General features: G+C 71.7%; 10 protein-coding genes. 6 read left to right on the forward strand and 4 right to left on the reverse strand.

The window, feature by feature from the left end; all coding sequences use genetic code 11:
• Positions 1 to 84 precede the first annotated feature (84 nt).
• A complete protein-coding gene (locus ABT154_RS25925; RefSeq protein ID WP_351859555.1) occupies positions 85 to 1,599 on the forward strand; it encodes a PTS transporter subunit EIIC in 1,515 nt (504 codons plus the stop codon).
• An 80-nt stretch (positions 1,600 to 1,679) separates the two neighbouring features.
• On the opposite strand, the gene ABT154_RS25930 is transcribed toward ABT154_RS25925, so the two are convergent.
• Both ABT154_RS25930 and ABT154_RS25935 read right to left on the reverse strand, forming a co-directional pair.
• Positions 1,680 to 3,179, reverse strand: coding sequence for an alpha/beta hydrolase (locus tag ABT154_RS25930; protein WP_351859557.1), 1,500 nt, complete (start codon positions 3,177 to 3,179; stop codon positions 1,680 to 1,682).
• A 117-nt stretch (positions 3,180 to 3,296) separates the two neighbouring features.
• Complete coding sequence (locus ABT154_RS25935) at positions 3,297 to 4,541, reverse strand: GNAT family N-acetyltransferase (RefSeq protein ID WP_351859559.1); 1,245 nt, start codon at positions 4,539 to 4,541, stop codon at positions 3,297 to 3,299.
• Between the two features lie 250 nt (positions 4,542 to 4,791).
• Between ABT154_RS25935 and ABT154_RS25940 the strand changes: the two genes are divergently transcribed.
• From ABT154_RS25940 to ABT154_RS25950, 3 genes are all read left to right on the forward strand, one after another.
• Positions 4,792 to 5,523, forward strand: coding sequence for a transporter substrate-binding domain-containing protein (locus ABT154_RS25940; protein WP_351859561.1), 732 nt, complete (start codon positions 4,792 to 4,794; stop codon positions 5,521 to 5,523).
• Positions 5,524 to 5,636: 113 nt separating this feature from the next.
• Complete coding sequence (locus ABT154_RS25945) at positions 5,637 to 6,395, forward strand: class I SAM-dependent methyltransferase (protein WP_351859563.1); 759 nt, start codon at positions 5,637 to 5,639, stop codon at positions 6,393 to 6,395.
• A gap of 75 nt (positions 6,396 to 6,470) precedes the next feature.
• Positions 6,471 to 6,791 carry a deoxyxylulose-5-phosphate synthase gene (locus ABT154_RS25950; RefSeq protein WP_351859565.1) on the forward strand — a complete coding sequence of 107 codons (321 nt, stop codon included), beginning with the start codon at positions 6,471 to 6,473 and terminating at the stop codon, positions 6,789 to 6,791.
• A 20-nt stretch (positions 6,792 to 6,811) separates the two neighbouring features.
• On the opposite strand, the gene ABT154_RS25955 is transcribed toward ABT154_RS25950, so the two are convergent.
• Positions 6,812 to 7,282: an SRPBCC domain-containing protein gene (locus tag ABT154_RS25955; RefSeq protein ID WP_351859567.1), complete on the reverse strand. Its 471-nt coding sequence runs from the start codon at positions 7,280 to 7,282 to the stop codon at positions 6,812 to 6,814.
• A 285-nt stretch (positions 7,283 to 7,567) separates the two neighbouring features.
• Here ABT154_RS25955 and ABT154_RS25960 point away from each other — a divergent pair, with 285 nt between their 5' ends.
• Both ABT154_RS25960 and ABT154_RS25965 read left to right on the forward strand, forming a co-directional pair.
• Complete coding sequence (locus ABT154_RS25960) at positions 7,568 to 9,205, forward strand: hypothetical protein (RefSeq protein WP_351859569.1); 1,638 nt, start codon at positions 7,568 to 7,570, stop codon at positions 9,203 to 9,205.
• The gene (locus ABT154_RS25965) at positions 9,195 to 10,892 is read left to right on the forward strand and encodes a hypothetical protein (protein WP_351859571.1); all 1,698 of its coding nucleotides are present in this window, start codon (positions 9,195 to 9,197) and stop codon (positions 10,890 to 10,892) included. The genes ABT154_RS25960 and ABT154_RS25965 overlap by 11 nt, the downstream gene beginning before the upstream one ends.
• Before the next feature lie 129 nt (positions 10,893 to 11,021).
• Here the strand turns inward: ABT154_RS25965 and groL are convergent, their stop codons facing one another.
• Entirely contained in the window at positions 11,022 to 12,650 is a 1,629-nt protein-coding gene (gene groL, locus ABT154_RS25970; RefSeq protein WP_351859573.1) for a chaperonin GroEL, read from the reverse strand.
• Positions 12,651 to 13,008 lie beyond the last annotated feature (358 nt).

Here is a 13,008-nt window from a genome sequence, read left to right on the forward strand (position 1 = left end):
CCCCTCACAGCAAGGCATTGAGCCCGCTCCCCTCACAGCAAGGCACTGAGCCCCCCTCCCCTCACAGCAAGGCACCACCGCACCATGAGCACAGACGACAAGAACCGCGCCATCGCCGCCGCGATCCTCCCCCTCGTCGGCGGCGCCGAGAACATCAGCTCCGTGGCCCACTGCATGACCCGCCTCCGGCTGGGACTGCGTGACCGCTCGCTCGTCCAGGACGAGGCCCTCAAGGCCCTGCCCTCGGTGATGGGTGTGGTGGAGGACGACACGTACCAGATCGTCCTCGGCCCCGGCACCGTCGCCCGCGTGACCCCGGAGATCGAGGCCCTGGTGGCGGCGGCGCCGAAGCCGGCCCACCCCGCCGACGGCCTCGCGGCCCACTCGGCCGACGACCTCGCGGCGCAGGGCGCCGCGATCAGGTCGGCGCGGAAGGCGAAGAACGCCACCCCGTTCAAGCTCTTCCTCCGCCGGATCGCGAACATCTTCGTCCCGCTGATCCCCGCCCTCATCGGCTGCGGCATCATCGCCGGCCTCAACGGCCTGCTGATCAACCTCGGCTGGCTGCCCGGCGTCACCCCCGCGCTCGCGGCGATCGCCAGCGGCTTCATGGCGCTCATCGCCGTCTTCGTCGGCTACAACACGGCCAAGGAGTTCGGCGGTACGGCGATCCTCGGCGGCGCGGTCGCGGCGATCATCGTCTTTCCCGGCGTCGCGAAGATCGACGCCTTCGGCCAGACGCTCTCCCCCGGCCAGGGCGGTGTGCTCGGCGCGCTCGGCGCGGCGGTCCTCGCGGTGTACGTGGAGAAGTGGTGCCGCCGCTGGGTTCCGGAGGCCCTGGACGTCCTGGTCACCCCGACACTGACCGTACTGCTCTCGGGCCTGGTGACCCTCTTCGGCCTGATGTTCCTGGCCGGTGAGATCTCCACCGCCATCGGCGAGTTCGCCAACTGGCTCCTCGCGCACGCGGGCGCCGGAGCGGGCTTCCTCCTCGGCGGCCTGTTCCTCCCCCTCGTCATGCTCGGCCTCCATCAGGCCCTCATCCCGATCCACACCACACTCATCGAGCAGCAGGGATACACGGTCCTCCTCCCCATCCTCGCGATGGCGGGCGCGGGCCAGGTCGGCGCGGCCATGGCCGTCTACCTCAAGCTCCCCCGCAACGGCTCCATCCGCCGCACCATCAAGTCCGCCCTCCCGGCCGGCTTCCTGGGCGTCGGCGAGCCCCTGATCTACGGCGTCTCGCTCCCGCTGGGCCGCCCGTTCATCACGGCCTGCGTCGGCGGCGCGTTCGGCGGCGGCTTCATCGGGCTCTTCAGCATGCTGGGCAACTCGGTCGGCTCGACGGCGATCGGCCCCTCGGGCTGGGCGCTCTTCCCGCTCCTCGACGGCAACAAGGGCCTGGGCGAGACGATCGCGATCTACGCGGGCGGCCTGCTGACCGGCTACCTGGCGGGCTTCGTGGCGACGTACTTCTGGGGCTTCAGCAAGGAACTTCTGGAGGAGTTCAACGTGGAGACGGAGACGGCGGAGGCGGAGGTGACGGTGGCGGCCGGCACGGAGTCCCCGGCGCGGGAACCGGAACCGGCGAAGGTCTGACGAGCAAGGTGCCAAGCAGGGGGGGGAGGGCCCGGCCGGAGGAATCCGGTCGGGCCCTCCCCGTATACGTGTGGTCTGTCCTACCGGCAGAGAACGTCCGCCTCGGGCCGGACGCCCTCCGTGAGGTACCGGGTCACGGCGGAGTCCCCGCACGCGTTGCCGTTCCCGAGGTAGACCCCGTGGCCGCCGTGGTCGACGGAGACGAGCCGGGCCCGCTGGCCGAGGGCGGCGCGCATGGCGAGGCCCTTGGAGTACGGGGTGGAGGGGTCGCGCAGGTTCTGGATCATGAGGATGTTGGACGGCCCGTGGTCGGTGATGCGGACGGGCTTCTCGGTGGCGCCGCCCTTCCAGTACGCGCAGGGGGTGACGTTCACGGGCAGGCCGGCGGTCAGCGGGTGGGCGGCGCGGTCGGCGGTGACGGCCCGCTGGTAGGAGCGGACGGGGGACCGGGGCCAGTCGACGTCGTTGCAGATGACGCCGACGGTGATGGCGGCGGCGTCGTCGGGCATCGGGCCGGCGAGCTCGCGGGGCAGTACGGGCACGCCGGCGGGGTCGAGGGCGTCGGTCACGAGCTGGGCGAAGGAGGGGAAGAAGGCGTCGGAGTAGAGGGCCTGCTGAAGGGCCTGGAGGAGCATGGCGCCGGTCAGGGGCGCGCCGGGGGTGTTCGAAGGGTGCGGCTCCCGGTCGAGCCGGGCGGCGAGATCGAGCACCAACGGCCTTACGTCCTCGGCGCGTTCGGCGAGCCGCAGCCCCTGGTCGGCCCGGTCGGGGTGGGCGGCCCAGGCGGCGAAGTCCGGGAAGCGGTCCTCGGCGCCCTGCGCCATGCCCACGAGCCAGCCGCGGGCGACGCGCTTGGGGTCGGGGTCGTTGCTGCTGTCGAGGACCCAGCGGTCGGTGCGGTCCGGGTACTTCTCGGCGTAGGCGGCGGCGACGTAGGTCCCGTACGACACGCCCCAGGCGGACAGCTTGCGCTCGCCGAGGGCCTGGCGGAGGCGTTCGAGGTCGCGCACCTGGTTGGCGGTGGTCAGCCCGCGCAGCATGGCGCCGCCGTTGCGGGCACAGGCTTCGGCGATCCGCTTGGACCGGGCGACGTTCTCGTCGATGTCCCCGCCCGCGCCCGGCCAGGACCGCAGGGTGACCATCCACCGGTCGCCCTCGTCGAGCCCGCACCGCGCCTTCGCGGAGCCGCCGATGCCGCGCGGGTCGAAGGCGACGAGGTCGTAGGCCCCGTCCAGCTGCCCGTCGAGGACGGCTCCCTTCTGGGCGAGCCGCTGCACACCGGAACTGCCGGGCCCGCCGGGAATGACCATGAGCGCCCCGCGCCGCGCCTCGGGCCGGGTGCTCCGGAGGCGGGAGACCGCGAGCTGGATCTGTTCGCCGTCGGGATCGGCGTAGTCGAGGGGTACGGAGAGCTTGGCGCACTCCTGCGCGGGAAGCGGCTTCACGGCGGGGTCGCAGACCCCCCAGTCGAGCCCGGCGGCGACGGCGGGGGCACCCCCACCGGATACGACCCCGGCACCGGCGACGGCGACGACGGAGAGAGCGAGAAGCAGGGCCTTGCGTCCACGGTTCGTTGTCATGCGCACAGCCTTCCGGACCCGGGCCCCCCGCCCCATCCGGCGAACAGGCGGATCGAGGGTGGGGGCAACCCCCGGGAGGGGGAGGGGTGTTCGGGAGGGGAGGTGGGGTCGTGCGGGTCAGAACCAGTGGAGGCAGTGCGGGGAACGGTCGGAGCGGAAGAGGGCGTCGGCGAGGGCGGGGGCGGCCGGGTGGTGGGCTCGGACGTGCCCCGCGCGCACGAGGGTGGTCGGGGCGGTGCCGCCGAGGTAGATCGAGCCCACGTCCCGTATATCCAGGGAGAGATCGGGTTCCCGGTCGGTGCGGACGCAGTCGGCCTCGCCGTCGCGGACGGTCAGCAGGTAGCGGTCCCGCTCGCCGAGGAAGGGGTCGTCGATGTCGAGGACGAGCTCCCCGTCCGCGTACCAGCCGCGCGCGGTCAGTGCGCGCGGGACGTCGAGGATCCGCACCCAGAGCCAGTCGGTGTCGCCGCCCACCTGCCCGGCACGGAAGTCCGCGAGCTGCCAACGCAGGGGGTGCTCGGGCGGGACGTGCTTGAACACGACCTGAGAGACCAGGTCGTGGCCGAGGAGGAACCGGGCGAGGGCCGTGAAGACGGCGTCGTCGGCGGTGATGACCTCGTCGATGGTGAGGGCGTTCTCGGAGTCGTCGCGCGAGTAGCTGGCGTATCCGTCGGGAACGCCGTCGGCGTCGTGGTGGACGACGACGTAGCGCGGCGCCGAGGAGACCGGGGGCTGCCCGGCACCCAGCGCCCACCAGCGGTGCGGCCGGGAGAGCGCGCCGGGCTGGGCGCGACGGTAACGGTCGTAGACCGCTTCCAGGATGTCGCCGCAGTCGGCGCGACGGAGCACTTCGACGGAGCCGGCGCCGGGCGCCGTGCCGGGCGCTTGGCCGTCGGCGGTTCCGGCCGCCCGGGGAAGGGCGAAGGCGGCCTGATGACGCGGCACCGTGAGCCGCGCGGTGTAGGTCGCGGGCCCGTAGCCGAACCGGCCGTAGATCGGGGCCTCGGAGGCGAGCAGGACGGAGAGGAACTCCCCGCGGTCCCGCAGTTCGTCGAGCTGATACCGCATCATCGCGCTGAGCACGCCCTGCCGCCGGTACGAGGGAAGGACGCCGACGGCGCTCACGCCGGCGGCGGGGGCGAGGACCCCGCCGGGCAGGGTGAGCTCGAAGGAGTACGAAGCGGCGGTGCCGACGGGCACGCCGTCGGCGGTGGAAGCGAGCAGGCCCCGGTCCATCTCGACCGCCGACCACCAGAGCCCGCCACCCCCTTCGGCAGGCGTTTCGGCAAACCGCCCGAAGGCGGCGTGAAGCGTGTCGACGAAGACGCGGAGGTCCTGATCGGTAGTGGAACGAATCTGCATGACGTCGGCTTCCTCCTGGGGGACGCACGGACACGACGACGTGCGGTGCCCGGCCACAGTGCAGTGCGACCGGGAGACAAGGTCAACTGAATTACGCGGAGGGGCAGTAGCCCGCCGAGGGCCGATGCGCACGGCGCGATCCGGCTCACCGCCGACGAGCCGCCCCGCTCGACGGACTCCGTCCCGCCGGGGTTCGCGGTACGGCTGCGAGTGCCGGGCTCGCCGGGGCGGCTGCCTAGACTCGCTCCCCATGACGACCGCGAGCCCCACCACGAACCCCGTCGCCGCCGACCTCGCCCCCACCGGCGTCCTCCGGGCCTCCGTCAACCTCGGGAATCCCGTGCTCGCCCAGGGCACCCCCGAGGCGCCCTCCGGGATCACCGTCGATCTGGCGCGGGAGATCGGTGCGCGGCTCGGCGTACCCGTGGAGCTGCTGTGTTTCGACGCGGCGCGGAAGTCGTTCGAGGCGATGGCGGACGGCCGGGCCGACGTCTGCTTCCTGGCCGTGGACCCGGCGCGGGAGACGGAGGTCGCGTTCACCGCCCCGTACGTCGTGATCGAGGGCGTGTACGCCGTTCCCCGCGACTCCGGTCTGGCCTCCGTCGCCGACGTCGACGCCCCCGGCGTCCGGATCGGGGTCAAGCGCGGCTCCGCGTACGACCTGTTCCTGTCCCGGTCCCTCGCGCACGCGACGGTCGTCCGTGGGGAGGAGGGCGTCGACACGTTCCGCGACGAGGGTCTGGAGGTGGGCGCCGGGATCCGGCAGCCGATGGCCTCGTACGCCGCCGCGCATCCCGAAGTCCGTCTGATCGAGGGCCGGTTCATGGAGATCCGACAGGCGGTCGGCACGACGGTCGACCGCTCCCCGGAGACCGTCGCCTTCCTCCGCGACACCGTCGAGGAGCTCAAGGCGAACGGCTTCGTCACGGACTCACTCCGCCGCGCGGGCCAGGACACGGGCCTGCTCGCCCCACCGGCCTGACGGCCACGGCCCGACGCACCCCAAGACCCGCACAGTCCACCGCAAAACCCACCTTGACCTGGGCTTTTACTTCCCCTCCCCCTACCCTTGAGACGACTCGGAGGGGGATTCCCATGGATCTGAACAACCGTGACATCCGCACGGTCGACGACGTCCTGCGCCTGCTCGACGGGCTCTTCGCGCCCGGTGCCGACCGGTGGACGGAGGGTGGGGCGGACTGGTGGGACGGCTTCTACGACGACCGCGACAAGCCCGTCCCCTTCTTCGTCACGAAGCCGGACGAGAGCCTGGTGTCGTACGTCGAGCGGGACGCCCTGCCGACCCCCGCCGGCACCGGCCGCAGGGCCCTCGACCTCGGGTGCGGGCCCGGGCGGAACTCCCTCTACCTCGCCTCGCTCGGATACGCGGTGGACGCCGTCGACCTCTCCCCCACCGCGATCCGCTGGGCGGAGGAACGGGCCCGGGACGCCGGGGCGACCGGGATCCGGTTCGTGTGCGGCGACGCCTTCGCGTCCGGCACCGCCCTCGACGGCCCGTACGACCTGATCCACGACTCCGGCTGCTTCCACCATCTGCCTCCGCACCGCCGGATCAGCTACCTCGCCCTCCTGGACCGCGTCCTCGCACCCGGCGGCCACTTCTCACTGACCGCGTTCGCGGCCGGGGAGGGCGGGATGGGCTCGGAGGCCCCGGACGCGGAGCTCTACCGCCGGGGAACGCTCGAAGGCGGACTCGCGTACACGGACACGTCCCTTCGCGCGCTCTTCGCCGACCTGACGGAGATCGAGGTCCGCCGCATGCACGACGAACCCGCCGACTCCCCCGCCTTCGGCGAATCCTTCCTCTGGACGGCCCTCTTCCGCCGCGACTGACCGTCGACGCGGCTCGTCCTCGGTGGCCGGGCAATTCGGTGGTGGCGCGGCGCGCGTGCCCCCTACCCTCGCCCCATGGGCCACGCGAAGACCTCGTACGTCTGCCTGCCGTGCCGCGCCTCGTACAAGCAGCCCTACGACAACTGGCGCGAGCGGCGGTGTCCGCGCTGCGCGCGCACCCTCATCCATGTGGGGTCCGCCTTCGCTCCGCCCCGCCGCCGGGACCTCTCGGCCTGGCGGGCGCTGTCGGTCGTGCTCCATGCCGGCATCCGGTTCCACAAGTCCTGCTGCGGCGGCCCCGGTTACCGTCCCCGCACCCTCTCCGACGTGAAGGCGGGTCTGGCGCGCGCCCGTCGCACGGGCGAGCCGATCGCGAAGGCCCTGCTCCACCCCTGAGAGCGCCCGGACAAGCCCCCTCACATCGACCCCAGATACTCCGCCAGCCGGTCGTACTGTTCCCTTACCCCCGCCTCCATACCCGCTTCCAGCGCCTGGTCGCGGATCTCGTTCGAGGGCCAGAGAGACGTGCTGGTCAGGGCTGTGCCGCCGTCGGGGGTCGCGTCGAAGGTGAGGGTGACGTGGACCGGGGGCGCGTCCGGCATCTGTTCGAAGGTCTCGGTGTAGTCGAGGCGTTCGGACGGGACGATGTCCTCGTGCGTGCCGGAGAAGACGAACTCCTGGCCGTCGGGGGCGGTCTGGCCCCAGCGCCAGGCGCCGCCGATCCGCAGGTCGATGTCGACGACCGTCGTGGTCAGGGCGGACACCCCGTACCACTCCCGTACGTGCTCCGGGCCCGTCCACGCCTCCCACACCCGGGCCGTCGGGGCGTCGAACGTGCGGGTGACGACCAGCTCCCGGTCGGCAGGCGTCGTCAGGAGGGTGACCATGGCCCATTCCCTTCATCGGTCCAGCCGCACACGAATCCGGCCGCACACGGATCCAGCCGCACATGAATCCGGCCGCGCACGGATCCAGCCGCACATGAATCCGGCCGCGCACGGATCCAGTCATTCCAGGATCACCCCGGCGCTCCCCGTAAACCAAGTGAACATGTTCAACAAGTCAGCGCTACAGTGCTGCCACGCGGCCTCCCCGATCAGGGCGACGCCGCCATCACGACCTGTGGGGGGTCCCCTTTGCCGCGCTCTACGCGCAGGCTTCCGCACGCCCTCGTGCGTGCCGCAGCCGTTTTCGCTCTCTCGGCGGGCGTCATCGCGCCCGCCGTCATCCACGCCCCTGCCGCTCACGCGGACTGGACGTCCATCCAGGGCACCACCGAGGACGACGGCCGCTACACCGTCACCCTCCCGAGCGGCGCGCTCTGGGTGAAGGTCAGCGTGCTGGCCTCCACCGCCGCCGACGCCCCGGTCCTCGCCTCCACGGAGGAGGTGATCCCGAAGGGCAGCTGGGTGACGACCAAGGCGCCGATCACCCTCCCCGAGGGGACCGCCCTGGGCGACTACCCGGTCAGGGTCGACTACCGGCTCGCCGGCGAGACCACCAAGCAGTGGACCGGCACCTACGGCCACCGCACGCACATCGGCGTCGGGAAGCTGGCCTTCGACCGCTCCTCGACCGACTGGGACCACCGCGGGGCCGTGCTGACCGGCACCACCACCCTGTGGAACCCGGCCACGGGTGAGCGCACCGCCGCCCCCGAGGGCACCAAGGTGCTGGTCACCATGCCCGTCGAGGGCACCGGCTCCTCGCGGACGATCAGCGCGGTCGCCGTCGCCGGCGCCGACGGCGGCTTCTCGCTGCCGGTCACGCCGAACGGAAGCGTCCAGGGCGGTACGGCCAGGGTCGTCGAGACGGCGCCCGACCTCGACCCGGACAACGCCGCCACCGTGCCGTACCTGGCCGCGGACGCGACCCTCAAGTACCGGATCAGCTCGGACGTGAGCAAGCACCGCGTCCTCGCCTCGACCGACGTCCGGGTCACCGGACGGGTGGAGCGGCTGACCCCGGCCGGCTGGAAGCCCTTCCCGGGCGTGCCCGTCGTCGCCACCGGCGTCCAGCCCGGGTACGACGACACCGCGGTCAACGTGCTCGGCGGGATCAACAGCGCGGCGGACGGCTCCTTCTCGTTCCTCGCGCGCCCGTACTACTCGACCGCGGCCGTCTACACCTCGCTGCGGCCCTCGCCGTACTTCGCGGGAACGGTCCGCCCGTACGACAAGAACGACATCGCGGTCCCGCAGCAGTTCTCGTTCACCCCGTACAAGATCACTCTCGACGCGTACGGCAAGGTCACCGCGACCGGCAGGATCGCCGTCGGCGCCTCGCCCTACTGCGACACGCCGCAGCCGCTCGTCCTGCAGTACTCCCGTGACGGCGGACGCACCTGGGGTGCCCTGCGCTGGGGCACGACCGACTTCTACTGCAACTACACCCTCTCCGCCTGGGGCTACACCGACGCCCGCTACCGGGTGGTCCACCCGGAGACGGACCAGTTCGTTGCCAAGGCCGCCGCGATCGTCCGCCTCGCCCGCAACGAGACCCGCTTCTCCGCGTTCACCATCAGCCCCACCCGGCCCGTGGTGAACGGCAAGATGACCGTCTCCGGCACGGTGCAGCGCAAGCTCAACGGGGTCTGGAAGCCGTTCCCCGGCGCGAAGCTGACGCTGCTCTTCAAGCCCAAGGGCGACCCCAACTGGTACTGGGTCACCAAGAGCGTCACCACCAACACCAGCGGCAACTTCAGCTACCGCGCCACCGCCTACACGGACGGCTCCTGGGTCGTGATCCTCCAGCCGCCGGCGGGCTACTTCTACAGCGAGACCACCGTGAGGTACATCGATGCGCGCTGACCTCCGGCTCTCCCTGACCGCGCTGCTCACCGCCGCCGCCCTCTCCGCCGCCACCCTGCCCGCCCTCGCCGACGAGGCACCGGCCGCGCCGACCCCGATCGGCATCGGCCCCGCCCTCACCGACGACGTCCAGCGCGGCACGTTCCGGGTCGCGGCCTGGACCGACGCCCCGCAGGCCAAGGTCACCGCGGTGTCGGCCCGGGTCCGGCAGGGCGACACCGTCCTCGCCGAGATCCCCGCCCTGGCCCCGGGGAACCCCTGGGACCCGATGACCGCCGGCCGGTTCCTGGTGCCCTCCGAGGCCGCGCTGCGCCTCACCGAGGACGGCGGGACCATCCCGGCCCTCGGCAGGTACGCGATCGACGTCACGGCCACCGACTCGCTCGGCAACACCTCCACCCGCACCGACGCCGGGACGCTGGACTTCCGGCTGCTCCCCCGGCTGAACTCCTTCGGCATCGGCATCCCCGCCTGGGACGACCGCAACGCCCGCCCGACGGGCACGCTCGTCGGCGTCCAGCCCGGCTCCGGGGACCTGGTGCCGCTGCCCGGCCGTACGGTCACCGTCACGCCGACGGCCCGGACACCGGGCTCCGCCGTCACGGCGGTCACCGGCGACAGCGGCGCGTTCACCGGCGGTCCGCTGCCGGTGGCCGACGAGTACGCCACCTTCGAGGCCTCGTACACCGAGGACAGCGCCGAGGTGCACGGCTCGGCGTACGAGTACCGCCGGGCGTACGACCTCAAGGGCCGGGAGGTGAAGGTCACCGCCGCCGCGGACAAGAAGCGGGCGCTCAGCGGCGAGGCCGTGACCGTCAGCGGCCGCGTCACCGACCCGGCCGCCGGGAACGCCCCGGTCGCGGACCAGGCGCTCATGGTGACCCTCGGGGTGTACACGGACAACGCCCCGTACGGCACGACCGTCCACACCGACGCGGACGGGCGCTTCTCCGCGCGTCTGATCGCCGCCTCGGGCCTCGCGGACTACGGGGACTACTGGTCGGTGCGCTCCGCCGATCCGTATCTGCGGTTCGACCAGATCTCCGGTGTGGTCGCCATTCCGTGGGAGACCCGTATCGACCTGCTGACCGGCGGGCTGTCCGCCGACGGCAGGATCTCGGTGGCCGGCGTCTTCCGCCCCCGGTACGTGCCGGGTTCGCGCTCCTCCGCACCCAGCCAGTACCTCCAGCTGGAGCAGTCCGCCGACGGGAAGACCGGCTGGCGGAAGATCGCCAGTGCGCAGGCGTACGCCGCCTACTGGTCGACGTTCGCGCTCGCCGCGAACAGCGGCGGCGGCTACTTCCGCGTCCGGCACCTGACCAGCGACGCCTACGCGGAGTCCAGCAGCCGGGTGTTCCGGCTGGTCCGGACCCCGGTCCGGGTCGTCGGCATGAACGCCGGGCCCGAGCCGGTCCGCAAGGGCGCGAACGTCTACACGACGGGCACGCTCCAGCACTACACGAACGGCGTGTGGCGGGCGTTCGGGAACGCACCCGTGGCCCTGCAGTTCCAGGCGAAGGGTTCGACGACCTGGCGTCAGGTCGCCACCGGCCGCTCGGCTGCCAACGGCTGGGTCTCGCTGAAGGCGAAGGCCTCCGCCGACGGCAGCTGGCGCATCCGGTACTGGGGCGACTCCACGCACTTCCACTCGGCGGCCCCGTGGGCCGACTTCGTCGACGTGCGCTGATCCGTTCCCCGTACGGCCCGGCTCCGTACAACGCCCGAGGGCGGCACCCCCAGCAGGGGGTGCCGCCCTCGGTCCGTTCTTCTTCGCTTCCGCTCGCGCGTTCAGCGATGAACCACCGATCCCGGAGGATCAGAAGTCCATGTCACCGCCCGGCATGCCGCCGCCGGCCGGCGCGGACGCCTTCTCCGGCTTGTCGGCGATGACGGCCTCGGTGGTGAGGAACAGCGCGGCGATCGACGCGGCGTTCTGCAGCGCGGAGCGCGTGACCTTCGCCGGGTCGATGATGCCCTCGGCGATGAGGTCGACGTACTCGTTGGTCGCGGCGTTCAGGCCGTGGCCGACGGGCAGGTTGCGGACCTTCTCCGCCACGACGCCGCCCTCAAGGCCGGCGTTGACCGCGATCTGCTTCAGCGGGGCCTCAAGGGCCAGCTTCACGATGTTCGCGCCCGTGGCCTCGTCGCCCGTGAGGTCGGCCTCGAGCTTCTCGAAGACCGAGGAGGCCTGGAGCAGAGCCACGCCGCCACCGGCGACGATGCCCTCCTCGACGGCCGCCTTCGCGTTGCGAACGGCGTCCTCGATGCGGTGCTTGCGCTCCTTGAGCTCGACCTCGGTCGCGGCACCGGCCTTGATGACCGCAACACCGCCGGCGAGCTTCGCCAGGCGCTCCTGCAGCTTCTCGCGGTCGTAGTCCGAGTCGCTGTTCTCGATCTCGGCGCGGATCTGGTTCACGCGACCGGCGACCTGCTCGCTGTCACCGGCACCGTCGACGATGGTGGTCTCGTCCTTGGTGATGACGACCTTGCGGGCGCGGCCCAGCAGGTCGAGGCCCGCGTTCTCCAGCTTCAGGCCGACCTCCTCGGAGATGACCGTGCCGCCGGTGAGGATGGCGATGTCGTTCAGCATCGCCTTGCGGCGGTCGCCGAAGCCCGGGGCCTTGACCGCGACGGACTTGAAGGTGCCGCGGATCTTGTTGACGACCAGGGTCGACAGGGCCTCGCCCTCGACGTCCTCGGCGATGATCAGCAGGGGCTTGCCCGACTGCATGACCTTCTCCAGGAGCGGGAGGAGGTCCTTCACCGAGGAGATCTTGGAGTTGACGATGAGGAGGTACGGGTCGTCGAGCGACGACTCCATGCGCTCCATGTCGGTGGCGAAGTACGCCGAGATGTAGCCCTTGTCGAAGCGCATGCCCTCGGTGAGCTCAAGCTCCAGACCGAAGGTCTGGGACTCCTCGACGGTGATGACGCCTTCCTTGCCGACCTTGTCCATCGCCTCGGCGATGAGCTCGCCGATCTGGGTGTCGGCGGCGGAGATGGAGGCCGTCGAAGCGATCTGCTCCTTGGTCTCGACATCCTTCGCCTGCTCGAGCAGGGCGCCCGAGACGGCCTCGACGGCCTTCTCGATACCGCGCTTGAGGGCCATCGGGTTGGCACCCGCGGCAACGTTGCGGAGGCCCTCGCGGACGAGCGCCTGAGCGAGAACGGTGGCGGTGGTCGTACCGTCGCCGGCGACGTCGTCCGTCTTCTTGGCGACTTCCTTGACCAGCTCGGCGCCGATCTTCTCGTACGGGTCCTCGAGCTCGATCTCCTTGGCGATGGAGACACCATCGTTGGTGATCGTGGGGGCGCCCCACTTCTTCTCGAGGACGACGTTGCGGCCCTTCGGGCCGAGGGTGACCTTGACGGCGTCAGCGAGCTGGTTCATGCCGCGCTCGAGACCGCGCCGGGCCTCCTCGTCGAACGCGATGATCTTGGCCATGTGAAGTGGTCCTCCCGGACATGGGGTGGATAACGCTCCAGGACCGCGCCGACGCCCGCGACGGACGGCCTGCGTACCCGGCGGTTCCTTGCCCCACCTGGCCGCGGGCCTCATCTGCCCGATCCTCGTAAGCACTCTCACCTTCCGAGTGCTAACGCCAATGATTAGCACTCGGCATAGGAGAGTGCAAGCGACTCTCGACGATCGGGACGTGCCGGGAGGGGCGTACGGGGGAGTGCGGGAAGGCGCCGCGGGGCCCGTATCCGCCGGTCGCGCGGGCCCTGGTGCGGCCTGTCGTGCGGGAACGCACGAGGGGTCCGCATCCCCTCAGGGATGCGGACCCCTCGACGGCGTTGCG

Source organism: Streptomyces sp. NPDC001728 (assembly GCF_040297565.1).
In the GTDB taxonomy this organism is placed as follows: domain Bacteria; phylum Actinomycetota; class Actinomycetes; order Streptomycetales; family Streptomycetaceae; genus Streptomyces.